The organism is Ruania rhizosphaerae (genome assembly GCF_009805705.1).
Classification (GTDB): Bacteria; Actinomycetota; Actinomycetes; order Actinomycetales; family Beutenbergiaceae; genus Ruania; species Ruania rhizosphaerae.
In genome coordinates this window covers 131,257-153,865 of sequence record NZ_VSMB01000006.1, presented here as the reverse complement: position 1 = coordinate 153,865, position 22,609 = coordinate 131,257, and the positions used below count along the sequence as shown (strand labels likewise).

General features: G+C 67.6%; 20 protein-coding genes. 1 reads left to right on the top strand and 19 read right to left on the bottom strand.

Annotated features, from left to right (window positions below; translation table 11 throughout):
- Positions 1 to 125: 125 nt before the first annotated feature.
- The 9 genes from FV560_RS10625 to FV560_RS10585 all read right to left on the bottom strand — a co-directional run bounded on the left by FV560_RS10625 (position 126) and on the right by FV560_RS10585 (position 10,134).
- Positions 126 to 542 carry a hypothetical protein gene (locus tag FV560_RS10625; protein WP_159621502.1) on the bottom strand — a complete coding sequence of 139 codons (417 nt, stop codon included), beginning with the start codon at positions 540 to 542 and terminating at the stop codon, positions 126 to 128.
- A 155-nt stretch (positions 543 to 697) separates the two neighbouring features.
- Positions 698 to 1,216 (bottom strand): matrixin family metalloprotease, encoded by a 519-nt coding sequence (locus FV560_RS20670; protein WP_159621501.1) that lies wholly within the window; start codon positions 1,214 to 1,216, stop codon positions 698 to 700.
- 131 nt (positions 1,217 to 1,347) lie between these two features.
- The gene (gene pcrA / locus FV560_RS10615) at positions 1,348 to 3,864 is read right to left on the bottom strand and encodes a DNA helicase PcrA (RefSeq protein ID WP_159621500.1); all 2,517 of its coding nucleotides are present in this window, start codon (positions 3,862 to 3,864) and stop codon (positions 1,348 to 1,350) included.
- Between the two features lie 183 nt (positions 3,865 to 4,047).
- Complete coding sequence (gene chrA / locus FV560_RS10610; protein ID WP_159621499.1) at positions 4,048 to 5,265, bottom strand: chromate efflux transporter; 1,218 nt, start codon at positions 5,263 to 5,265, stop codon at positions 4,048 to 4,050.
- A gap of 60 nt (positions 5,266 to 5,325) precedes the next feature.
- Positions 5,326 to 6,297 (bottom strand): substrate-binding domain-containing protein, encoded by a 972-nt coding sequence (locus tag FV560_RS10605; protein WP_159621498.1) that lies wholly within the window; start codon positions 6,295 to 6,297, stop codon positions 5,326 to 5,328.
- A complete protein-coding gene (locus FV560_RS20120) occupies positions 6,294 to 6,677 on the bottom strand; it encodes a hypothetical protein (protein ID WP_200837610.1) in 384 nt (127 codons plus the stop codon). The genes FV560_RS10605 and FV560_RS20120 overlap by 4 nt, the downstream gene beginning before the upstream one ends.
- Before the next feature lie 10 nt (positions 6,678 to 6,687).
- Positions 6,688 to 7,980, bottom strand: coding sequence for a Na/Pi cotransporter family protein (locus FV560_RS10595; protein WP_235020058.1), 1,293 nt, complete (start codon positions 7,978 to 7,980; stop codon positions 6,688 to 6,690).
- Positions 7,981 to 8,141: 161 nt separating this feature from the next.
- A complete protein-coding gene (locus FV560_RS10590; RefSeq protein WP_159621497.1) occupies positions 8,142 to 8,489 on the bottom strand; it encodes a hypothetical protein in 348 nt (115 codons plus the stop codon).
- 100 nt (positions 8,490 to 8,589) lie between these two features.
- The gene (locus FV560_RS10585) at positions 8,590 to 10,134 is read right to left on the bottom strand and encodes an MFS transporter (protein WP_159621496.1); all 1,545 of its coding nucleotides are present in this window, start codon (positions 10,132 to 10,134) and stop codon (positions 8,590 to 8,592) included.
- A 120-nt stretch (positions 10,135 to 10,254) separates the two neighbouring features.
- Here FV560_RS10585 and FV560_RS10580 point away from each other — a divergent pair, with 120 nt between their 5' ends.
- Positions 10,255 to 10,803 carry a TetR family transcriptional regulator gene (locus FV560_RS10580; RefSeq protein ID WP_235020057.1) on the top strand — a complete coding sequence of 183 codons (549 nt, stop codon included), beginning with the start codon at positions 10,255 to 10,257 and terminating at the stop codon, positions 10,801 to 10,803.
- A gap of 129 nt (positions 10,804 to 10,932) precedes the next feature.
- Here FV560_RS10580 and FV560_RS10575 read toward each other — a convergent pair whose 3' ends face one another.
- From FV560_RS10575 to FV560_RS10530, 10 genes are all read right to left on the bottom strand, one after another.
- Entirely contained in the window at positions 10,933 to 11,595 is a 663-nt protein-coding gene (locus tag FV560_RS10575; protein ID WP_159621495.1) for an SDR family oxidoreductase, read from the bottom strand.
- 57 nt (positions 11,596 to 11,652) lie between these two features.
- A complete protein-coding gene (locus FV560_RS10570; RefSeq protein WP_200837609.1) occupies positions 11,653 to 12,732 on the bottom strand; it encodes an iron-siderophore ABC transporter substrate-binding protein in 1,080 nt (359 codons plus the stop codon).
- 119 nt (positions 12,733 to 12,851) lie between these two features.
- Positions 12,852 to 14,621 (bottom strand): ABC transporter ATP-binding protein, encoded by a 1,770-nt coding sequence (locus tag FV560_RS10565; protein WP_159621493.1) that lies wholly within the window; start codon positions 14,619 to 14,621, stop codon positions 12,852 to 12,854.
- Positions 14,618 to 16,369 carry an ABC transporter ATP-binding protein gene (locus FV560_RS10560; RefSeq protein WP_200837608.1) on the bottom strand — a complete coding sequence of 584 codons (1,752 nt, stop codon included), beginning with the start codon at positions 16,367 to 16,369 and terminating at the stop codon, positions 14,618 to 14,620. Before FV560_RS10560 ends, FV560_RS10565 begins: the two co-directional genes overlap by 4 nt.
- Entirely contained in the window at positions 16,350 to 17,216 is an 867-nt protein-coding gene (locus FV560_RS10555; RefSeq protein ID WP_159621491.1) for an ABC transporter substrate-binding protein, read from the bottom strand. The genes FV560_RS10560 and FV560_RS10555 overlap by 20 nt, the downstream gene beginning before the upstream one ends.
- Before the next feature lie 185 nt (positions 17,217 to 17,401).
- The gene (locus tag FV560_RS10550; protein ID WP_159621490.1) at positions 17,402 to 18,418 is read right to left on the bottom strand and encodes an ABC transporter substrate-binding protein; all 1,017 of its coding nucleotides are present in this window, start codon (positions 18,416 to 18,418) and stop codon (positions 17,402 to 17,404) included.
- Positions 18,415 to 19,458 carry an ABC transporter substrate-binding protein gene (locus tag FV560_RS10545; protein WP_159621489.1) on the bottom strand — a complete coding sequence of 348 codons (1,044 nt, stop codon included), beginning with the start codon at positions 19,456 to 19,458 and terminating at the stop codon, positions 18,415 to 18,417. The genes FV560_RS10550 and FV560_RS10545 overlap by 4 nt, the downstream gene beginning before the upstream one ends.
- Positions 19,459 to 19,634: 176 nt before the next feature.
- On the bottom strand, positions 19,635 to 20,474 hold the full coding sequence (locus FV560_RS10540) for an ABC transporter ATP-binding protein (RefSeq protein ID WP_159621488.1): 840 nt from the start codon (positions 20,472 to 20,474) through the stop codon (positions 19,635 to 19,637).
- Positions 20,471 to 21,550: a FecCD family ABC transporter permease gene (locus FV560_RS10535; RefSeq protein ID WP_159621487.1), complete on the bottom strand. Its 1,080-nt coding sequence runs from the start codon at positions 21,548 to 21,550 to the stop codon at positions 20,471 to 20,473. The genes FV560_RS10540 and FV560_RS10535 overlap by 4 nt, the downstream gene beginning before the upstream one ends.
- The gene (locus FV560_RS10530) at positions 21,547 to 22,608 is read right to left on the bottom strand and encodes an iron chelate uptake ABC transporter family permease subunit (protein ID WP_200837607.1); all 1,062 of its coding nucleotides are present in this window, start codon (positions 22,606 to 22,608) and stop codon (positions 21,547 to 21,549) included. The genes FV560_RS10535 and FV560_RS10530 overlap by 4 nt, the downstream gene beginning before the upstream one ends.
- Position 22,609: the final 1 nt, after the last annotated feature.

Here is a 22,609-nt window from a genome sequence, read left to right as displayed (position 1 = left end):
CGGCAAGGGCACGTGTCAACTCCCTACCTCGCGCCGGCGCACCTGTGCCAGGCACTGTCGCCGCCACGACCAACCAGCGCAGCGGCCGACCAGAAGACCATCAACGCCAGCGCAGATTCCCCTGATCACTGCGTGCTGATCGCCTGGCTCAGTTCGGTGAGCGACTCCGGCACTTCATCGGCACGCAATTCGCTGCCATCCAACTGGTACACGCGCTCCCCCTCGATAGGCAGCCGGCCTGTCGGGCCGCCTCCGATGAAGTAGACACCTTCCTCAGACTCGTGCAGGAAAGCAACAAACTCATCGCCTGCGCGAATCAATGGGTCGTCCGATATCTCGAACTCGACCTCTCCATCAGCTCCATAGGCTCCCGTCTGCCGGATGACAATCTCGCGACCCGACGCACCGTTACCTGCGAGCAGATCCATCACCGTGGCATCGAAGTCCACGTAAGGCAGGTCGCCAGCATCGGACGGAATACTTCCCGTCGCCTGGATATCGACGACTTCGATCTCAGCGACGAGATCGGAGTGATTGGTCATCTCCTCAAGAGTTGGGTACGCGTGTACCCAACTTGCCTCAGCCGAACCTGATTGGTCACCCTCTGATTCCCCCGCAGGATCGGAGCACGCGGCAAGTAGAACAACTCCGAGCACGCCAGTGGCTAGAACCCGACGCATGATACGCACCTTCCCCTTCAGTAGATTGCGTTCACTCCGGCAATATCATCTGAGGCGGGCGTCGATAGACCACACGTCCCGTACCTCGTCGACGTGGAAGACCGCATAATCATGCAGCCGCTCGACGGATGGTCCAGGCCAAGGATGTGACCCAACTCGTGTACAGTAAGGCTTCGGAGTTTCGTTGAACTGTACCCAGACGTATAAGCCGTGTTGATCCGCCCGGTAGCGGAGGTCGTCGTCCCAGACGAACACGTCCAGTTCGCAATACCGTCGTAAGATACCGATGAATTGTTCAGCGTACCTAGCCCAACGACAGCATCCGATGGACTCGACGTGTACGTGCGTGGGATACTCTCCGCATTCCATGCATTGATGCCCGGCGACCATGATCCGGACGAGATGTTATAGCGAACAAACACGATGTCCCAGGTGCATCCGGTGGAAACCCACGCAGAAGCGGACGTTGGCGTAACCAATGTCAATCCAGCAGCACCGAGCGCCAGCGCCACGATCAAAGATGCGAAGCGTTTCATCAAACCCGTCCCCGACCAGCAACTTTGCTTAATGACGATTAAAACATGGCCAACCGGGCTCGTCAACAGTGCACCTGGCGCCGATCGCAAAGTCGCTATGGTCGGCCGATCCGCTCAGCACCGACGCACGCTCACAACTTCTCCACCGGCGAGTACCGCAGCAACAGTCGCTTGGTCCCGCTGTCACCGAAGTCGATCTTCGCGACGGCGTTGCTCCCCGTTCCCTCGAGGGCCACCACCCGCCCCATGCCGTAGGAGTCGTGGGTCACCCGGTCGCCGATGTCGAGCGTGGGCACGTCCCCGCGCGGCGTGGCCGAGCCGAAAGACGCGGGCCGCTCCCCTCGGGTGGTGGTCACCGCAGGACCTGACGGGCCCCGCGAACCTCGCCGCCCACCCTGACTACCGGCCCCACCCTGGCCCCCGAACCCGCCATATCCCCCACGCCCGGCACGCAGGGTCGCCATCGAGGACTCCTCGCGCTTCCAGTCCAGGAGTTCGGGCGGCACATCGGAGAGGAACCGGCTCGCGGGCTGCTCGTTCGGCATCCCGAACGAGGTCCGCACCCCGGCGCGGGTCAGGTACAGCCGTTCCCGGGCGCGCGTCAGTGCCACATACGCCAGCCGTCGCTCCTCGGCGAGCTCATCCGGGTCGGCGAGCGCCCGCTGGTGCGGGAACGTGCCGTCCTCCATCCCGGTGACGAACACCGCCGGGAACTCCAGACCCTTCGCCGTGTGCACGGTCATCAGGGTGACCATGCCGGCATCGTCGTCGGGAATCTGGTCGGCATCGGCCACGAGGGAGACCCGCTCCAGGAAGTCCCCGAGGTCGCCATCGGGCTCGTTCTCGGTGAACTCGGCGGCCACCGCGTGCAACTCGGCCAGGTTCTCCACCCGGGAGTGGTCCTGCGGGTCGTTGCTGGAGCGCAGTTCGCCCAGATAGCCGGAGTTGTCCAACGCGGCGTCCAGCACCTCCGCCGGTGTGGCCCCGCCGTCCGCGAGCGCCCGCAGCTCGCGCATCATGTCCGCGAACCCACGCGCGGCCGTCATCGATCGCGTGGCCAGCCCGAGCACGTTGTCGAGATCCTCGATCGCCGCCCCGAACGACACCCGCTCACGTTCGGCGTGGGCGGCGAGCATCGCCTCGGCCCGGTCCCCGAGCCCGCGCTTGGGGACGTTCAGGATGCGGCGCAGGTTCACCGAATCGTCCGGGTTGGCGATCGCCCGCAGGTACGCGATCGCGTCCTTGATCTCCTTGCGCTCGTAGAAGCGAGTGCCGCCGACCACCTTGTACGGCAGCCCGGTGCGGATGAAGACCTCTTCCAGCGCCCGCGACTGGGCGTTGGTGCGGTAGAAGACGGCCACGTCCCGCGGGCTGAGCTCGCCGGCGTCGATCAGCCGGTCGATCTCCTCGGCGATGAACCGCGCCTCTTCGTGCTCGTTGTCCGCGACATACCCCACGATCTGGGTGCCGCTGCCGGAATCCGTCCATAGGTTCTTCGCGCGCCGGCCGGAGTTCTTCGCGATCACCGCATTCGCGGCCGTGAGGATCGTCTGGGTGGAGCGGTAGTTCTGCTCCAGCACGATGGTGCGCGCGTTCGGGTAGTCGGCCTCGAACTCGAGGATGTTGCGGATCGTGGCACCGCGGAAGGCGTAAATGGACTGGTCGGAGTCACCCACCACGGTCAACTCGGCAGGCGGGAGGGTCGCCAGGGCGCCCTCCTCGGCAACGGAACCTGCGCCGTCGGCGATCTCGGCTGAGACACCGGTGAGTTCACGCACCAGCATGTACTGGGCGTGGTTGGTGTCCTGGTACTCGTCCACCAGGATGTGCCGGAACCGGCGGCGGTAGTGCTCGGCCACGGCCGGGAAGGCCTGCAGCAGGCTGACCGTGGTCATGATGATGTCGTCGAAGTCGAGCGCGTGCGCCTGCCGGAGACGCTCGTTGTAGAGCCGGTAGGCGGCGAGCAGGTTCTGCTCGTAGGGGTTCGACTCGCTCACCTCGCCGGCGTAGCTGTCAGGGTCGATCAGCTCGTTCTTCAGGTCCGAGACGCGACGGCTGAACGCCTTCGGCGGGTAGCGCTTGGGGTCGAGGTCCAGCTCGCGGCACACGAGCGTCATCAACCGCTGGGAATCGGCGGCGTCATAGATGGAGAAGGACGACCGGATCCCCAGCGTCTTCGCCTCCCGCCGCAGGATCCGCACGCACGCGGAGTGGAAGGTGGAGACCCACATCACCGCCGCGCGCGGGCCCACCAGCTCGGCCACCCGTTCGCGCATCTCCGCGGCGGCCTTGTTGGTGAACGTGATCGCGAGGATCTGCCCCGGGCGCGCCCGCCCGGTGGCCAGCAGGTAGGCGATCCGGTGCGTGAGCACCCGGGTCTTGCCCGAGCCGGCACCGGCGATGATCAGCAGCTGCCCGCCGGTGTGCTCCACTGCGGCTTTCTGCTGGGGGTTCAGCCCGTCCAGGAGTGCCTCGGCGGCCAACGACGGCGGCCCCTCACTCTCCCCAGGTGTCGCCTCCGCGGGGCTAGCCTCGGCCGGCCTCTCATCGTCAACAGCCGGGGAGGGCACACCGGGCAGGTGGGAGTCGCCGCCAACGGGAACCGTGGCGGAGGGGAACAGGGGCAGGTCGTCGAACAGTGATGTCATCGCGACCCGAGCCTATGCGCTCGGTCCGACATCGAATGCCGTGTGTCCACAACGCAGCGCACATCGTGTCCGCGGCAGGATAGAACTCCACGATCTGTTTCCTGAGAGTGCCGCGATCTCTTCCCTGTAGCTTCCCTCGAACCGTGGAATCGCCCGTCCGTTGTCCGGTCGTGCCGCGTCCGATCAGAGGACCACGAAGCCGACCACCCCAGCACCGATCACTGCCGCCCAGGCGGGCACCTTCCACCAGGTCTGCGCGATGAACACCGCCACGGCCAGTGCCAGGGCGGTCGCGGAGGTCACACCTTGCGTGAACACCGGGTCGTACAGCGCGGCGGCGAGGATGCCCACCACGGCCGCGTTGATCCCCAGCAGTGCGCGCCGCGCGGCCCGCACCCGCCGGAGCCGCTCCCAGAACGGCAGCACCCCGAGCACCAGCAACGCCGCGGGCAGGAAGATCGCCAGCAACGCGATCGCGCCACCGAGAACTCCCGTCGGTCCCGCGGTGGCACTGGCCCCGAGATAGGCGGCGAAGGTGAACAGCGGGCCAGGCACCGCCTGCGCGGCCCCATACCCGGCAAGGAAGATGTCATGCCCGACCAACCCCGTGGCCACGGTCTCGGACTCCAGCAGCGGGAGCACCACGTGCCCGCCGCCGAACACCAGCGACCCGGCCCGGTAGAACAGGTCGACCAGCCGGAGGGTGGGATCGGTGGTGAACGCCACGACGAGCGGCAGGCAGGCGAGCAACAGGGCAAAGAGGCTCAGGCAGATCACCCCGGTGCGGCGCGACACGGGGAGTGCCAGGTCGCCGTCGTCGCCGGGCACAGCATCCTCCCGTGCCCGCAGCCACAACAGCCCGGCCAGACCACCCGCCGCGATCACCACCACCTGCACCACTGTGCTCGGCACCAACAGCACCAGGATCATGGCGGCGGCGGCGATGGTAGCCCTCGGCGCATCCGGGGTGAGCGTCTTGGCCATCCCGAGCACCGCCTGGGCGACCACGGCCACGGCTGCCGCTTTCAGCCCGAGAAGCCAGCCTGCGCCGTCGAGATCTCCCCACGCGGACACGCCATAGGCGAAGGCCACCAGCACGATGGCCGAGGGCATCGTGAACGCGAACCAAGCTGCCAGCATCCCGCCGATGCCCGCTCGGCGCACGCCGAGCGCCATACCCACCTGACTGGAGGCTGGGCCGGGCAGGAACTGGCACAGCGCCACGATGTCGGCGTAGGCGGCGTCGGTCAGCCACCGGCGCCGCTGCACCAGGGCCTCCCGGAAGTAGCCGAGGTGGGCCACCGGTCCGCCGAACGAGGTCAAGCCGAGCCGGAGGAAGATCCAGAACACCTCACCCACGGAACCACGCGAGCGAACCTCGGTTTCAGCTGCCTCAGTCATTGCGCCCCATGGTGCCGCATCCCGCTGGGTCAGGTAGCCGCCCGAATCGGCCCATCGGCATCAGGACGTGAGCGCCTCCAGCAGGTCGACCTCACCGAACGGGTCACCATCGAAGACCGACCCAACCACGCGTGCCTCGAACCGCTGCGCCGCCGCCGCGGTGAGCTCGTCGTCCAGAGCGTAGAAGAACGTCAGGGCCGCGGACGCCTGCGCCTGCTCCAGGTATGCCTCGACGAACCCAGTGACGTCCTCTGACTCCAGCGCAGCCGTCGAGACGTAGATGAACAGCGGCCGGCTCAGCGGCTCGTAGCTGCCGTCCTGCACACGCTCGAGCGAGGGTGCCACGCCGTCGATGCTCACGGTGGTCATCTCATCGCGCGTCTCGGCGCTGCCGAGGTAGTTGCCGATGCCCATGAAGGCGATCGCTCCCGGGTCGTCCGCGACCCAGCCGGTGAGTTCGGTGATGTCGTCCGAGGACTGCACTCCCTCGACGATCTCGCCGGTCTCGCCGTTGACGTGGTGCGTGAAGGTCGCGAAGGTGCCCGACCCGTCCGGTCGCCCGTAGCGGGTGAGCTCGGAGTCCGGCCACTCGGGTCGCACGTCCTGCCACGTCTGCACACTCGAGTCCGGAGCCCAGATCGCGCCCAGCTCCTCGAGCGTGAGGTCATCAGCGAAGTCGTTCTCGGCATGCACCACCACGGCGAGGGCGTCCCAGGCGATCGGCAGTTCGATGAACTCGATCCCAGAGGCTGCGCAGGCGTCCAGGAACTCCTGCGGGATGGCCTCGGAGGCGTTGTTGATCGCGGACTCCCCCGCGCAGAAGCGCACGAACCCGTCCTCGGTGCCCTCCGCCGTCACCGACACCTCATGCCCGGCCGTTCTGGCGACGTGCTCGGTGATGGGAGCCACGGTGGACGATCCAGAGATCTCGATCCGGTCGGTGGCGGATGCCTCTCCAGTGCAGGCGGCGAGTGCCAGTGCGGCCGCACCCGCCAGCGTGACTGTCGCAGTGCGCCGGTTCGTCGGGGTCATCGCTCCTCCGTTCCCGGGTCGTTCCGCCTCTCACCTTCGGGACGGCCGGCCGGGCGCTCGTCCTCGCCCATATCGGCCGCCTGCCGGCCGGTCAGCTCACGAAGCACCTCCTCGAAGAACTCCTTGACCTTCGACCAGTTCACCGTGGCCTCGGCAAGGTGATGTTCGAGCCGTTCGATCTCGGCATGCTGTGCCTCGTGCTGTCGACGCTCGGCCAACTCGGCGCGGAGCCGGTTGACTGTCGCCTCAGTCTCGGCCATCAGGCGCACGAGGGCCGCGTCGATCTCCTCGAGGGAACGCGGCATGTCCTCCTCGGTGAGGGGCGGTTGCTCATCGGCCGGTTCGGGGGTGGATGGATCGTGGTCGCTGGTGGAGTTCACGATCGGCCTTTCAGAAGATGGTGGTGGCAGCGATCAACAAGCCGGGAGCGAGGACGAACACCCCGAGCACCCATACCGCGGCGAAGGACTTGTTCTCCGCCGATCGGCCGGCCAGCCAGGTAGCTCCTTTGATCGGGATGGCACGCAAGAAGGGAATCCCGAAGATGACCGCCGTAGCCGCCAGGTTGAACAGCAGGTGCACCAGCGCGACCTGTAGTCCGAGGGCGGCGTCGACCCCGCTCAGACCCAGTGCCGCCAGCAGCGCGGTGGCCGTGGTGCCGATGTTCGAGCCGAGCGTGAACGGGTAGATCTGACGCAGTGTGAACGTGCCCGAACCGGCAAGCGGGATCATCAGCGATGTGGCCGTCGAGGACGACTGCACGATCGCCGTCACCACGGCCCCGGAGGCGATGCCACTGATCGGGCCGCGGCCGATCGCGCCATGCAGGACCCGCTTGGCCTGACCGACCATCAGGACCTTGAGCACCTTCCCGATGAAGGTGATCGACAGGACGATGAGCGCCACCCCGACGGCGATCATCACCAGTCCACCCCAGGGCGCGGCCATCGGCTCCGTGAGCGAGCCGACGAGACTCTCCAGCGGAGCTGTTGCCGCACCGACCACGTCCACGCTGTCGGTGTCGACCCCGCCCACCCCGGTGAGCGCACCAGCAAGCCACCCGGATACGCGCTCGAGGAAGCCCGTGGCGATCTCCAGCGGCAGCAGGATGACCACGGCGAGGAGGTTGAAGAAGTCGTGCACGGTCGCGGCGGCGAAGGCACGCCGGAAGTCATCCTTGTTGCGGATCATTCCGACGCTCACCAGGGTGTTCGTGAGCGTGGTGCCGATGTTGGCACCCATGATGATCGGGATCGCGATCTCCAGCGGCAGCCCACCAGCAGCCAGACCCACCGTGATGGAGGTCGTGGTGGAGGAGGACTGGGTGGCCGCGGTGGCGAGCACACCCACCATGAGCGCCACGATCGGGTTGCTGGCGAAGCCGAACAGTGCTTCGGCCTGGCCGCCGGTGGCCGCCTTGAAGCCGGCGCCGATCACCCCGACGGCGGAGATCAGGACGTACACCGAGACGACGACGGAGAGCCAGTTGACGACCGACCGGGCCCGCCCCTCGGCGATCAGTGAGTCGAACGGCCCACGGAGCGGGCTCTCAGAGGCCGTGTCGGCGCTCACCTCGCCCGCGGTGAGAACCGCGGTGCCGGCGACGGGGCTCTCGAGGTCTGAGGTGGCGTCTCGCTCGGGCTGCTGATGGCTCATCTCGCCAATCCCGTCAGTCGTGGGCACGGTCCAAGTCAACCGGTGCCGGGGAGGTCAGCGCGCCGGCAGGACGGGGAACGTTAGATGAACATCAGGTGAACATCAGGCAAAATGTGACAGGGGTCTCGTCGATCGGCCACGGGGCAGGCGCGATGCGCCTCGACAGCCGATCACGACGACGCGGCTGCTCAGCTCCAGAGCACTGCGATGGCGACATTGAGAGTGGTGAGACCGGCGATCCCTCCGAGGTAGCCGCGGGTCACCTTCTCGCTGTTGCGGCCGCCGTAGATGACTATGCCGGTCACCACCAGCGCGATGATCAGCTTGACGCCGATCTTGATGTTGTTGGGCTCGTTGCCTGCCACCCCGGCCGAGGCCAGGCCGACCATGACGATCCCGGCGACCAGCGCCGTCAGGATGCCGTGCAGCATTCCCTTGCTCAGCTCGACGCTACGCATCCCGTAGATCGCCCCGCCGAGCACCATCGCCCACCCGATGAGGTGGAGAACCAACACAATTCCGTACACGATGTCCATGATTCTGACACTACGTCAGAACCAGCCCATTCGCGAAATCGCTCGTCGATCTGGTCAACCAGATCGACGAGCGATTTTCGAGGGTGGGGGCTCGCGACCCTCAGCTGGCCCGTCGTAGCGCACCGACGGCGATCCCCGCCGCACCCAGCACCAGCAGCGAGCCGATGAGCGACGTGAGCCAGATCCCGGAGGCGAAGGCATCCTGAGCCGAGGCCACCAGGGCCTGCGCCTGCTCGGCCGGAAGCCTGCCGGCCACCTCGATCGCACCACCGAGGGTCTCGCGGGCCGCCGCCGCGTCCCCACCGGCCACACCGTCCGGCACGACCACCGAGCGGGTGTACGCACTGGTCAGCAAACCGCCGAGAATCGCCGTCCCCAGCACCGACCCCACCTCGTAGGCAGTCTCGGAGATAGCCGAGGCCGCCCCCGCCTTCTCCGCCGGGACCAACGACAGGATGAGATCGTTCGAGAGCGTCTCGGCCGCCCCGATCCCGATCGCCACCATCGCGAACGCCACACCGAGCAGCGTCAAGTCGGCCGATCCCAGCGCCACCAGCAGGTACCCGCCCGCCGACAGCAGCATGCCCCCGGTCACGATGACCACCGGGCGGACCCGCCGCGCCAGCCGGGCGGCCAGCAGCCCCGCCAGGACCATCCCGAGCACTCCGGGCAGCAGCACCAGGCTGGCCCGCATCGGCGCAAGGCCGTGCACGAGCTGCAGATCCTGGGAGGCGAAGAAGAGGAAGCCGACGAGCGCGACCACCGAGAGCAGGTTGATCAGCACCGCGCCGGAGAATCCACCGCGACGGAACAGATCGAGCTCGATCATCGGATGGCGCACGCGCCGCTGCCGGCGCGCGAACGCCGTCAAAAGTCCCAGCCCGACGGCGAAGGTTCCGAAGGCGATGATGCTCGCCCCATCCTTGGCGAAGGTCTTGACCCCCAGGACGAGTGCCACCATCCCGGCTAGGACCACCAGCACCGACACCGCATCGACCGGCTGGGCGCGCGGGTCGGCCGACTCGGGCAGGAACAGCGGTGCGAGGACGAGCAACGGCAGGAGCACGACGACGGCGAGCAGGAAGACCGACCCCCACCAGAAGTGTTCGAGGAGGAACCCGCCGACGACCGGCCCCAATGCGGCCCCTCCTCCGAAACCGGCGCCCCAGACGGCGATGGCTGTCCGGCGCTCCTGGCGGTCGGTGAAGATGTGACGCAGCAGTGACAGGGTCGATGGCATGAGCATCGCCCCGAACAGCCCGAGCAGCCCGCGAGCGGCGATGAGGGCCGCGGCAGTGGGAGCGTAGGCGGCGCCGACTGAGACGAGCGCGAAGCCGGCGGAACCGATCAGCAGCATGCGCCGCCGCCCGAATCGGTCGGCTGCGGCCCCCATCGGCACCAACAGTCCCGCGAGCACGAGCGGGTAGATGTCGATCACCCACAGCAGCTGGGTGCCGGTCGGCTGCAGCGCTTCGCTGATCTGCGGGAGCGCAAAGTTGAGCACGGTGTTGTCCACGGCCACCAGCAGCACCGGGAGCATCAGCACCGCCAGGGCGAGCCACCGGCGTCGGCGTGAGAGCGGCGTGGCCGGCGTGAGCGCGCGGTCGTGACCTGGATCGACCTGGGGGTCGAACGTGAGCGACATGGATGACACCTCCCGGACAGCGCAGGTCGACGAGACCGGCGATCGACGAACATTCGTTACTATACCGGCTGGACGGTGGAGTGACGAGTGATCTCCGACACCTGGCGTACCCTGATCGGCATGCCGCCACCCCCGGCAGCACGCGCGAAGGTGCTGCACGCATTCGCAGAGATCCTCGTGACCCAGGGTGAGCGGGCCGCCACACTCGACGCTGTCGCCGATCGCGCCTCCGTCTCCAAGGGAGGCCTGCTCTACCACTTCCCGTCCAAGGACGACCTGACGGAGGGCCTCGCCGACGTCTTCGGCGAGCTGGTCGCGGCCGACACCGACCAGATGCGCAGCGCCGAGGCAGGTCCGGTCGACTACATCGTGCGCACGTCCGCGCGCGCCGACTCCGAGTTCGAGCTCTACTACGCGGCGATCGCCGTACTCGCGCGCGGAGCACACCAGAGCGCCGCACGTGCGTTGGTGCGCGCCCAGGACGCCTGGCGGGAGACGCTGGCCGGCGCCGTCCCCGACCGGCTCGTCGCTCGCGCACTGATCTACATCTGTGACGGGCTCGCCGCGGACGCCGAGGTCAGGCGAGCCGCCGACATCGAGCCGCTGTCCGAGGTCGACGTGGACAATCTCATCGCGCTCGCGCAGCAGATAGCGCGACTGTCCCGCTGATCCTCAGTCGCACTCCCAGGCCATGGACAGCCGATCATCCGGCTCGACCCATCGCCCACCCCAGACGGGCGTGACCAGCAGCTGCACGCGAGCCTGCGATCTCGGTCCTCTTTCCTGAGGCCGCCGCCGTCAGGAGCCCTGATTCCCGACGACGGAGTCCAGCGCCGCATCGATCGGTACCTGGCCGCCGACGAACGGAACCGAGACACCCACCGTGTCGGCCCGCTCGAGCACCCGGGCCGCGACCGCGGCCACATCCTGGCGCGAGATCTCGCCACGCTCCTGACTGACGGCGATATGCCCGCTGCCCGGCTCGTCGGTCAGCCGGCTCGGCTGCAGGATCGTCCAGTCGAGGGCAGTCGCGCGCAGGTGCTCGTCGGCCGCCGCCTTGGCCTCTGCGTAGGGGAAGAAGTTCGAATCTTCGGGCACCCCGTGATCCGGGCCCGCGCCAAGGTAGGAGACCATCACGAAGCGCAAGATCCCGGTGAGCTGGGCGGCGTCCATGGTGCGGATCGCGGCGTCGCGGTCGACGGCGTAGGTACGAGCCGGATTGCCCCCGCCGGCGCCGGCGGACCAGACGATCGCATCGTGACCGGCGATCGCCTCGGCGATCTGGGTCGCGCTGAGATGCTCGACGTCGGCCACGAGGGCGTGCGCCCCGGTTGCCTCGACGTCAGCCGTGTGCTCGGGGTTGCGGATGATCGAGGTGACCTCGTCTCCCCGATCGGCGAGGGTCTTCGAGAGCAGGAGGGCAATCTTGCCGTGCCCTCCGATAACAGCGATTCGAGACATAGCCCTACGCTAACCCGTCCACTGGACGGCTGCGCCCGCGTGATCTCGAGAGATCGGTCAGTCGGACGCTCCGCCGTCGACGCGGTCCGCCAGCACGGGCACGAGCTCCTCAAGCAGGAACGGCAGGCTCAACACAGTCACGAACGAGGTCGCGACGCCCACCGGGTCCTCAGAGTCGGCGAAGACCTCCCGGCCCTCGGTGTGCACCGGCAGCGACCGATACAGCGGACCGCCGACCTCATCCGTCTCGCTCGAGTCGATCCACACGATCACATCGACATCGAGCAGGTCGACCTGCTCCTCACTGAGGCTCGCCCCGAACGAGTCACCGGCTAGGTCCGCAATGCCCGCCGGCAACTCGAACCCCAGCTCGGTCAGGAACCGGCCACGCGGATCGTCGGGGCCATAGACGAAGACGCCTTCGTACGGCATGGCCATCACCGCCGTCGCGCCGGCGAACTCCGGGTACTCGGTACGCGCCGCTTCAAACTGGGCCTCGACGTCCGCGATGAGATCATCCGCCTCGTCCGGCATCCCGACGGCCTCGCCGACGGTGCGGGTGAGCTCCTCCCATCCGATGCCGTAGTCGACCTGCCCCTCCGGCTGGGCGACGGTGGGGGCGATGTCGGAGAGCCTCTGATAGTCCTCCTCGGATATGCCTGAGTACAGCGCCAGGATCAGGTCCGGGTCCTGCTCGAGGATGCCCTCGAAATTGATGGCGCTCGAATCACCGACCACCTCCGGCAGCTCTCCACCGGCGGCCTCCAGTTCATCCGTCGCCCACGGATGGATGGAGCCGGGCTGCGCGCTGAACCATTCCGTGGTGGCGACCGGCACGATCCCGAGGGCGAGCAACGCATCCTGGTCCATGAGACCCACCGTCACCACCCGCTCCGGCTGTTCGGAGATCGTCGCACTGCCGTAGGTGTGCTCGATGGTCACCGGGAAGGACGTGGCTTCGCTGCTCGGAGCCTCCGCTTCTCCCCCGTCGTCGCCGGCGCTGCACCCTGCGACCAGGAGCACCACTGACGCCGACCCTGCCAGGATCGCACGACCGACCGCCCGCCGGCGCGGAGCCCGGCGAGGCTCCACCCGATCCCGGCTCGTCTGTGCCCCTCGAATGCCGAATCTGCTCACGCCATCTCTCCCGATCGCTCGTCTCTCATGGTCGAACACGCGGTGCGTGTCAACGGTCACGCACAAGTGAGTTAAGCCTAACCTTAGTTCTTTGGCAGCCGACACCGGCAGTGGCTGCCTCATGTCCCCGTACCGGCGGGTGACCCGGACCTCGAGGCTCGCCACAGCCGCCCGTAGACGCCGTCCGCGGCGAGAAGCTCGGCGTGAGTGCCGGTCTCGGCGATCCGACCCTGCTCCATCACGACGATCCGGTCACAGGCAGCGGCCTGGGAGAGCCGGTGCGCGATCACCAGTCCCGTCCGCCCGTCAAGCACCCGCTGCGCGGCACGGTCAAGGACGCCTGCGTCAGACGATCCCGCTTCAGCAGTCGCCTCGTCCATGATGACCATCTCCGGGTCGACCAGCATGATCCGGGCCAGGGCGAGTTGCTGAGCCTGCGCCGAGGTCAGTTCCACACCAGCGGCGCCCAGTGCAGTGTCCAGACCATCGGGCAGCAGCTCCAGCAGCCCAGCTGCACCGGTGGCCTCCAGCGCTGTCCAGATATCGCCGTCGCTGGACTGTGGGGCGGCGAGAGTGAGATTCTCCCGCAGTGTGCCCGCGAACACGTGTGACTCCTGGGTGATCATGGCGGTGTTCCGGGGGCGCTGGACGGAGCCGGTCGCAGGAACGTAGATGCCCGCCAGCACTCTGGCGAGGGTGGTCTTCCCGGCCCCGGAGGCGCCGACGATCGCTAGTCGCTCCCCCGCCCCGATCGAGAGGTCGACGCCGTGGAGCACGTGCTCACCGTCGTAGGCGAAAGTGACCCCACGCAGCCGGACCACCACATCTGCCACCCCTGAGATCTGCCTGGCCTGCCCAGCCCGCCCAGCCGCGCCGGGGCCGGAAACATCACCTCGCCCGGGTCCGGGCATGGCGATCACCCCGACGATCCGGCCCAGCGACGCGAGCGCCGACTGCAGCACGTCGACGACCATCAGCAGCTGGTTGATAGGGCCGAACAGCCGCAGGAAGAACAGCATGGCCGTGGTGGCCGCGCCGATGGTGGAGTGTCCTGCGCTGATCAGCAGGTAACCGGCCGTGAGGATGCCCGCCATGCCGAGGTACTCAGCGAAGTTGAGCCGCCCGAAGAACATGTTCTGCACTGTGCGGGCCCGCAGGCTGTGACCGACGACGGCCCAGGACGCCCCGATCACCGTGTGGTGACGGCGTTCGCCGAGCCCGAAACCGAGCACAGTATCGCGACCGCGCAGCGATTCCAGGATGTGCTGAGCACGCACGCCCATCGCGGAGCGTTCGGCCTGGTAGACGGGCGGCGCGGTGGCGAGGTACCAGCGCAGGGTGAGGAAGTAGACGGGCAACGTGACCGCAAGCGCCGCCCCGTAACGCCAGTCGAGGGCGGTCATCCCGCCGAGGGTGACGACGATCGTGAACCCCGCGCTCGTCAGGGCCGGGACCACCCGGGGCGCGGCATCGGCGATCTGGGCGACGTCGTCGCCGGCGCGGGCGAGGAGATCGCCGGTACCTGCTCGCTCCACGACGCCCTGCGGCAGCCCCATCGCCCGGGCGACCAGCCGTTCGCGCAGATCGGCCAGGATGCTCTGATAGGCACGGGCGGCCAGCACGATCGTCACCGCTGTTCCGATAGCGCCGGCGATGGTGGCGCCGACCGCTGCAACCGTGATCGTGACGACGGTGCCGAGATCTGCGGCATCGTCGTCGATGAGGTCGACGAGGGCACCGAGCAGTGCGGGGAAGAGCAGCCCCAGCCCGGCGGAGAGGAGGCCAAGGCCGATGGCGGCGGCGATCATGAGCCGGTGCCCGTGGCTCGCGCGGCGCAGCTCTGTCCAGACCTCCCGGGCCCCGGCGATCGGCAGGATCGAGGTGCTCATGACACACCCGCCGTCGCGCGGCGCAGGTCGACGACGCGATCGCACCTGCCGAGCAGCGCCGGTGACGAGGCGATGAGGAGGGTCGAACGTCCATTCCGGATCTCGCGCAGGCCCCCGGCGATGGCCGTCTCGGTCACCGCGTCCACCGCCGTCGTGGGATCGTGCAGCACTAGGACCGGCGCATCGGTGGCGAGCGCTCGCGCCAGCGCCACGCGCTGTCGCTGTCCGCCAGATAGTTGCTCGCCGTTCTGACCGACCTGGCGGTCCCCGCCGCCCAGCGCGACGGTCGCGAAATCGTCACAGGCCGCCGCCTTCAGCGCGGCCTGTCTGAGTCCGGGCGGGGCGCCGGGTATGTCGAGGTTCTCCGCAATCGTGCCGCTGAACAGCACAGCCTCATGTGGTGCAACCCTCACCTGCGACCGGTAGATGTCCTCGTCGAGTCGCCCGGCCGGGACACCGTCGAGGAACACACGTCCCTCCCCCGCTGCCGGGTCGAGCAGGGCCGCGACGATCCGTGCCGCCACTCGATCGTCGGCATGGACACCTACGAGCTCACCCGGCTCCACTCGGATCTGCTCATCACCGTCGAGCTGGACCTCGACCGGCGGCAGTGCGGACAGCGTGGCGTCGTGCGCGTCGGGTCCGCTCGGCGGCGCGGATCGGTTCGGCTCCGCCAGGAGGTCGAGGATCCGGCCACCCGAGGCGACGGCGGTCGCCCACCAGGTGACCGTCTCCGAGGTCAGCATGTTCAGCGGCGGCAGCAGTACCTGGGCGAGGCCGACGACGGCGATCAGCTCACCGACGCTGATCCGCCCGTCGACGGCGAACCACCCGGCCAAACCCGCCATAATGGCGACAAAGGCACCACTGACCGCGTTACTTCCGGCGAGATACCTGCCCAGCGCACCGATGCTGCTGTGTGCACCGGCAAGCGCCGTACGGCTGGAACGCCGGTATCGCGCGGTCGCCTCCTGTTCGGCGCCGACCCCCTTGATCACCCGGTAGCCGGCCACCATGTCGGTTGCCTGCCCCACTGCTGCGGCGAGCAGCGTCTGCGAGCGGTGCCTGCTGCGGGCGAACGGGCTGCTCAGCGCACCCATCGCCACCACCGCAAAGGGTGCACCGATCGCGACGGCCACGCCCAGCGGCCAGTAGATGGCGAACAGCGTCGCGGCGATGAAACCGATCCCCACCAGACCGCCGACGGGGAATACCCCGATCGTCACGGCCAGGGACAGGCCCGAGACGTCGCTGGTCGTCGTCGACAGGACCGCGCCGTCGGCCTGTCTGACCGCCCGGTGCCGCGTGTGCAGCACAGCTGCCGACAACATCGAACGCAGCCGGTGCTGGGTCAGCTGCACGGCCCTGGTGGAGAGCAAGGCGGCGAAGCGGAACCCCAGTGAGAGCATCAGGAAGTTCAGGCCGAGCACGAGCAGCCAGAACCCGGCCTGCCGCATGTCTCCGCTCGCCAGTCCCCGGTCAATCGCCAGCCCCATCACCACTGGAACCAGCGCCTCGCCGACCTGGTGGACGGTGGACAGGAGTGCGGCGGGAATCGTCAACTGCGGGGCCGCGACGATCACCCGGAGCGTGAATCGCCGTGCTGTCGTCGCCTCACCTGCCGCCAGCGGAGCGGCAGCGGGTGCCTGCCGCGGTGGCCGCCCGAACACCGGCAGCCATCGCGTCAGCCACCCTCTCCCGAGACCGGCGGGATCGCCGCGGCGCTGTTTACGGATGGACGTGCGCAAGTGCCTCATCCTCGAGCCGGTCGAGATACTCCAGCGCATCTGAATAGCTCCGAATGCCGGCATAGACCTCGTAGACATCGCCCTCTTGCGCCGCCGGCAGCGCCTGGAACAGGCTGTTGCTGAAGACGGCGTCCAGCGGCGGCCACGTGCTTCCGTCCGCGTTCGCCGGGGTCAGGATGATGTCGGCCTCGCCCAGATACTGGTCGAGGTACTCGAAGGAGTAGTTCGCGTAACCGAAGGCGGCACGCTCTTCATCCGGCTCTGGGACACCTGGAGCGATCGAGACACCGAGATCGCTCAGCGTCGCTCCGATCTCCCCGGTCGGGAACAGTACGGCGAACTCGGCATCACCGTCGCCGGCGGTGATCAGGGCCCACTGCTGGCCGGAGATGACCTCGGCATAGGACTGCTGCAGATCGGCGATACGCGCCTCATAGGCGTCGCGGTTCCGGCCCAGCGCCTCCTGCGCACCAGTTGCGTCGGCGAGGCCGGTCACGACCGTCTGCCAGTCGCCGCGACTGTCGCCGAAGTAGATCGCCGTCGGCGCGATCGCAGACAATCGCTCGTAGGCTTCGTCGTCGATCTCATACGCGTCCCCGACGATCAGGTCCGGCTCAGCCGAGGCCACTGCCTCATAGTTCAGCTCCCCGAATGACCCAACCGTCTCCAGGCCGTCGATGAACGCATTCTGCTCATCGGTGTACTCCTGCGCCCACCGGCTGTAGTCCTGCGAGGCTACCGGCTGGATGTCGAGCGACTGCAATTGCCAGACAGTGTTGTACGAGACCGCGGCGATGCGCTGCGGATCAGCCGGAACTGTCACCTCCCCGTAGTGCGTCTCGATCACGCGGGTCTCCGCAGACGCGGCCTCCTCTGAGGGCGACTCGTCAGCAGCGCAACCGGCCACCAAGGCGAGGACCGCCCCGACGGCGACGGCACCCAACGTCCGGCCCCGTGTCAGGTTCCTACCTTCTCGAGCGATCAACGTGCGTCCCTTCTTCGGTATGACTAGTTCTGAGTGTCTGGCGCGGGCTATGAGAGCGGTGTGCCATTGCCGTCCGCCGTCTCCGTGACGACCTGGACGAGTTCGTCGATCACGGTCTGGTATGAGAGCGCGTTGAAACCGTCGCTGACCCCACGCGCCTGACCGCCGGTGAGCGCGGTGTAGCGTCCGGCCTCCACAGCGGGAAGCGACTGCCACAACGGGTTGTCCTGAGCGGTGATCGTGGCTGCCCGGTCCGTGGCCAGGGACAGGATGATCTCAGCTTGATCGAGTACCGGTATGGCCTCGAGTGACTGCTCCTCGAGTTGCTCATCCGTCGTGGTGACGACGGTGAGACCGAGTTCCCGCAGGAGTCCGGTCATCGAACTCTGCTCGCCCTGGATATAGAAGGTGTCGCCATAGTAGGAGGCGACCATGACCGGACGGTCTGCGTACTCGTCGAGTAGTGCGGCTCCATCGGACAGCGCAGCGGAAACGTCAGCTTCCAGGGCCTCCGCCTGGGCCGTCCGGCCAGTCGCCTGCGCGATGACCTGGAGCTGGCCCTGCCAGGTGGTGTCGAACGGCACTGCGATCGTCGGTGCCACCGCCGACAGTTGCTCGTAGAGTGGCTCCACCTGAGAGGTCATCCCGACGATCAGGTCGGGGTCAGCCGCTGCCACGGCCTCCACGCTGATCCCAGTGCTCACGTCGAACTGGTCGATCGAGTCGGCACCGGCAGCGAGTTGCCACGATGCCAAACCAGTGCCAAAGGCATCGGTGAAGCCGAACGCGACCGGTTCGATGCCTAGCGCAAGCACTGAGTCCAGATCGTTGTAGTCACCCAGCGTCACGACCCGCTCCGGCATATCGTCGATCGCGGCCGATCCGAGTCCGTGCTCGACGGTCGTCGGGAAGCCCGCCGCGAGGTCGGAGCCGTCCGATTCAGCCGGTGAGGTCGACTCGGCCGGGTCATTCCCGCACGCGGCGGCGGCACCGACGGATAGCACGAACGCCAGGGACAGGAACAGGCGCCGAAGGGAGGGGGCCGGCGTGGCGCTCACCCTCATGCGGTGACGATCTCCTCGAGCCGTCGCGCCATCGCACATGCGGCGCGGGCGAGCCCCTGGTTCAGCGTGAGGTCGAGACTGTGCACGTTCCCGCTTTGGGCTGCAGGCAATAGCTGGAAGGTCGGGGTCTGGCCGAGAGCCGGGCGTTCGTCATAGGCATAGATGGCCAACGTGGTGGCTTCGGAGACTTGGTCGAGGTTCTCCGGTGACAACTCGTGATAGCCGTTCTCGTCGGCTCCGGGTTCATACCGCGGAACGTCGATTCCGAGATCGGCCGCGACCTCGTTGGCCTGAGAATCGGTGATGACGTACATTCCGCCGTCGTCGAGGGCGGTGCCATAGATCAGCGTCGTCGCGTCGAGCTGGGGGCCCGAGCGTGCACGAATCTCCTCGATGAGGTCGGTGTATCGCTCGATCTCATCATTGACGACCTGATCACGCCTGAGCATGGTGGCCTGGTCGCGCATCGTCTGCTGCCATCCGGTACTCCCGGACGCTACCGCCAGGACGGGCGCGATCTCCAACAATCGCGACCTCCCGTAGAAGTCACCGGCCCACGCGGGCTGTCGCATCACGATCAGATCCGGTTCGAGCGAGGCGATCTTCTCGTAGTCGGGTTCATTCGTCTCGGCGAAATCGAAGGTCTCCAGATCAGCTGGCATCAGCTCGCCCAGCTCGTCGAAGAGTGCGCCGTCGCGGCCGAAGTAGAACCCGGAGGCAATGACCGGATACCCGCAGGTCAGGGCGAACTCCAGGTCGGCGCGGCCCTCGATCACGAGCACGCGCTGCGGATCGGCAGGGATCTGCCCGGAGAACTCCAGATAGTCGTAGTCGAGCAGTTCGCTCCCGGCCCCCGGGCCCGTCTCGTCAGTGGTGCCGCATCCGGCGAGCACCCCCGCCGTCGTCACTGCCCCCAGTCCGAACAGGTGGCGGCGGGTGATGTCGGCCCGCACCGATGAATAGTGGGAGCACAGGGTGCGTGCGCGGCGGGTGGAATGCCGGATGTGATCCAGGTGCGGCCTCGGCAAGACTGCGGTCATTGGTTGCTCCTCCTCGATAGGTGATGGCAAGTGGCGCGACATGGATGTGACGCGACCCAGGACTGCGATCAACAATAAGGCAAGGCTAACCTAAATTAGCCAACGGGAGCGCCAGCAGCGAGCTCATCAGGCGCTGCCCGGGCACCAGCGCGGCGTGGCCGACCGACCAGCAGACTTCAGTTGCGATCGCGGCCCAGCGGCACCACCGTGGGCTTTCCGACGACCGGGTCGGGAACCACGAGGCACCGCAATCCAAAGACCTCCTCGACCAACTCTGCGGTCACGACATCGGACGGGGAGCCTTCGGCGACCACCGCTCCGTCCTTCATAGCGATCAGGTGGCTGGCGTAGCGTGCCGCATGGTTGAGATCGTGGAGCACCGCCACCAGCGTGCGACCCTCCTGGTGGAGGTCGGTGAAGAGTTCGAGGAGCTCGATCTGGTAGGCGATGTCCAGGAAGGTGGTGGGCTCATCCAGGAGCAGGATGTTCGTCTGCTGGGCCAGCACCATGGCCACCCAGACTCGCTGGCGCTGCCCACCGGAAAGTTCATCGACCAGTCGCCCGGAGAGGGAAGTCACCCCAGTGGCGTCCATGGCGTGTGCCACCGCATGCTCGTCGTCCTCGCTCCACTGCCGCAGCAGCCCCTGGTGCGGGTACCGGCCGCGAGCGACCAGGTCGGCAACGGTGATCCCATCAGGAGCAAGGGAAGACTGCGGAAGCAGCCCGAGCCGGCGCGCCACCTCTTTCGCCCGGTAGTTCGTGATCATCTCGCCATCCAGCACGACCTGCCCCGCGGCCGGTTTCAGAAGCCGGGACAGGCCTCGCAACAGCGTCGACTTCCCGCAGGCATTCGCTCCGACGATCACAGTGAAGGACTCATCGGGCACGCTGACCGAAAGCGCATCAGAAATGACTCGGCCGTCGTACCCGAGTGTGGCCCGGTCGGTGTAGAGACGCGCCGGTGGCTGAGCGGTCTTGTCCGCGATGGACCCGGTCTGCGTGTCGGAGATGGTCATACCTGCCGCCTTGCTTCGTGGACGAGGAGCCAGACGAGGTAGCTACCTCCGATGACGACGGTGACCACACCGACTGGCAGAGAACTGGGAAGTGCGTGCTGAGCGAGGACGTCCGCAGCGAGCAGAAGAAGCGCCCCCATCGCTGCCGCCGGAGCCAGGGTGACCCCTGGTGTGCGGGCGAGCCGGCGGGCGATCTGCGGTGCAGCCAGCGCGATGAAGGAGATCGGACCGGCCGCTGCGGTCACGGCCGCGGTCAGCGCCACACCCGTGATGACCAGTCCGAGGCGCACCGGCTCGACCGATACGCCGAGCGCCTTCGCCGCGTCGTCCCCGAGCTCGATCTGACGCAGCCCGGGCGACTGAGCCGCAGCCAGCAACATCAGGACAACCACTGCGACTGATCCCGCGCCCGCCTGCGCCCACGTGATGCCGTTGAGACTTCCCGCGTTCCACACAGCGGCGCTCATCGCGACCTCGAGCTCAGCGCGGAGCATCAGCCAGGTGTTCAGGCTTGCCAACATGGCCGAGACGGCGATGCCGACGATGATGAATCGGAACCCCTGGACACCTCGCTTATAGGACAAGGCGTAGACCGCGGCGGCGGTCAGGATCCCCCCGACCAGCGCACCACCGGCGACCTGCACATAGGAGCCGCCGATGATGACGATCACCACAAGAGCACCGGTGAAGGACCCCGTAGCGAATCCGATGATGTCCGGGCTCGCGAGCGGGTTCCGGGTCAGGCTCTGGAAGATGGCACCGGAGACGCCCAAAGCCGCACCGAATGCGAGCGCAGCCAGCGCCCGCGGGGCTCGCCACTCGACCACCACCAGGTTGGCCATCCCGGCGTCCTGCCCGGTCAGCGCGAGCACGACCTCCTCGAGAGTGAGCGGATAGTCACCGAGAGTGAGTGCCACCAGGGCGAGCGTTCCGGCCAACGCGGCCAGCACCACGACCGTCACGACGCTGCGGACGGCGAAGCGCACGGACAGCCGGCGTCCCCGGATCTGGACCACCGCATGCCCGAAGTCGACGCGTGCAGTGCTGCGCGCATGGTTGTGAGTCTGCGCGCTCATAGACCACTGGCCCGGCGACGGCGGATCAGCAGGATCAGCACGGGTGCACCGACGAACGCTGTGATGATCCCCACCGGCACTTCGCCGGGCCGCAGCACCACCCGGCCGATCACATCGGAGATCAGCAACAGTGCGGGGGCGAGCACGAGCGTGTAGCCGAGGATCCACGGTTGCGCCGGACCCACGATCCAGCGAGCGATATGCGGGACCATCAACCCGATGAAGCCGATCGGTCCGGCGATCGCCGTCGCACCACCGGCCAGGAGGGTGACCGCGGCGACGACGGCGATCCGCGTCCAGAGAGTGTTGGTGCCGAGCGCGGCGGCGAGGTCCTCACCGAGCGCGATGGAGTTCAGCGGGCGCGCGACCAGCAGCGCGATCAGCACTCCGGCGCAGAGGAACGGCAACACCGGGAGCAGGATGTCGTAGCCGCGCCCCGCGATCACTCCCGCGTTCCAGTGGCGCATCTGGTCGAAGGCGGTGGGGTCCAGCAGCGTCATCGCCGTGGTGAGCCCGGAAAGGACGGCCCCGAGTGCCACACCGGCCAGGGTAAGTCGCACCGGGTCCGCCGACCCTCGACCCGCCGAACCGATGAGATAGACCGCGAGCGTGACCACCAGGGCGCCCGCGAAGGCGAACCAGACGTATCCGAGGATCGTGCCAACCCCGAAGACTGAGACGCCGAGCGCCACGAAGAAGGCAGCTCCGGAACTGACGCCCAGGATCCCTGGATCGGCGAGTGGGTTGCGAGTGAGCGCCTGGATGAGCGCACCTGCGAGACCAAGCGCGGCACCGACGGCGAGCCCCACCAGTGTGCGGGGCATGCGCATCTGCGCAATGATGATGTGTTCCTCGATCTGTCCTGAGTAGTTGAAGACGGCGTCCAGCACCTCTGACAGCGGAATTGGCCGGGACCCGACCGCAACGGACAGCAGTGCGAGGGCGGCCAGCCCGCAGAGCGCGAGGATCAGGCCAGTGAGGCGCCACCTGTTGGTCCGCGCCACGCCCCGACGCGGCGAGGCGCCGGTGGCGCGTGCAGTAGTGGTCGATGGCGTCATT

What these genes read in the sequence shown, in the direction of transcription:
- FV560_RS10625 (WP_159621502.1), bottom strand. Translation starts at nt 542, where the DNA reads ATGACCAATCACTCCGATCTCGTCGCTGAGATCGAAGTCGTCGATATC.
- FV560_RS20670 (WP_159621501.1), bottom strand. Translation starts at nt 1,216, where the DNA reads ATGAAACGCTTCGCATCTTTGATCGTGGCGCTGGCGCTCGGTGCTGCT.
- pcrA (WP_159621500.1), bottom strand. Translation starts at nt 3,864, where the DNA reads ATGACATCACTGTTCGACGACCTGCCCCTGTTCCCCTCCGCCACGGTT.
- chrA (WP_159621499.1), bottom strand. Translation starts at nt 5,265, where the DNA reads ATGACTGAGGCAGCTGAAACCGAGGTTCGCTCGCGTGGTTCCGTGGGT.
- FV560_RS10605 (WP_159621498.1), bottom strand. Translation starts at nt 6,297, where the DNA reads ATGACCCCGACGAACCGGCGCACTGCGACAGTCACGCTGGCGGGTGCG.
- FV560_RS10590 (WP_159621497.1), bottom strand. Translation starts at nt 8,489, where the DNA reads ATGGACATCGTGTACGGAATTGTGTTGGTTCTCCACCTCATCGGGTGG.
- FV560_RS10585 (WP_159621496.1), bottom strand. Translation starts at nt 10,134, where the DNA reads ATGTCGCTCACGTTCGACCCCCAGGTCGATCCAGGTCACGACCGCGCG.
- FV560_RS10580 (WP_235020057.1), top strand. Translation starts at nt 10,255, where the DNA reads ATGCCGCCACCCCCGGCAGCACGCGCGAAGGTGCTGCACGCATTCGCA.
- FV560_RS10575 (WP_159621495.1), bottom strand. Translation starts at nt 11,595, where the DNA reads ATGTCTCGAATCGCTGTTATCGGAGGGCACGGCAAGATTGCCCTCCTG.
- FV560_RS10565 (WP_159621493.1), bottom strand. Translation starts at nt 14,621, where the DNA reads ATGAGCACCTCGATCCTGCCGATCGCCGGGGCCCGGGAGGTCTGGACA.
- FV560_RS10550 (WP_159621490.1), bottom strand. Translation starts at nt 18,418, where the DNA reads ATGAGGGTGAGCGCCACGCCGGCCCCCTCCCTTCGGCGCCTGTTCCTG.
- FV560_RS10545 (WP_159621489.1), bottom strand. Translation starts at nt 19,458, where the DNA reads ATGACCGCAGTCTTGCCGAGGCCGCACCTGGATCACATCCGGCATTCC.
- FV560_RS10540 (WP_159621488.1), bottom strand. Translation starts at nt 20,474, where the DNA reads ATGACCATCTCCGACACGCAGACCGGGTCCATCGCGGACAAGACCGCT.
- FV560_RS10535 (WP_159621487.1), bottom strand. Translation starts at nt 21,550, where the DNA reads ATGAGCGCGCAGACTCACAACCATGCGCGCAGCACTGCACGCGTCGAC.
- FV560_RS10530 (WP_200837607.1), bottom strand. Translation starts at nt 22,608, where the DNA reads ATGACGCCATCGACCACTACTGCACGCGCCACCGGCGCCTCGCCGCGT.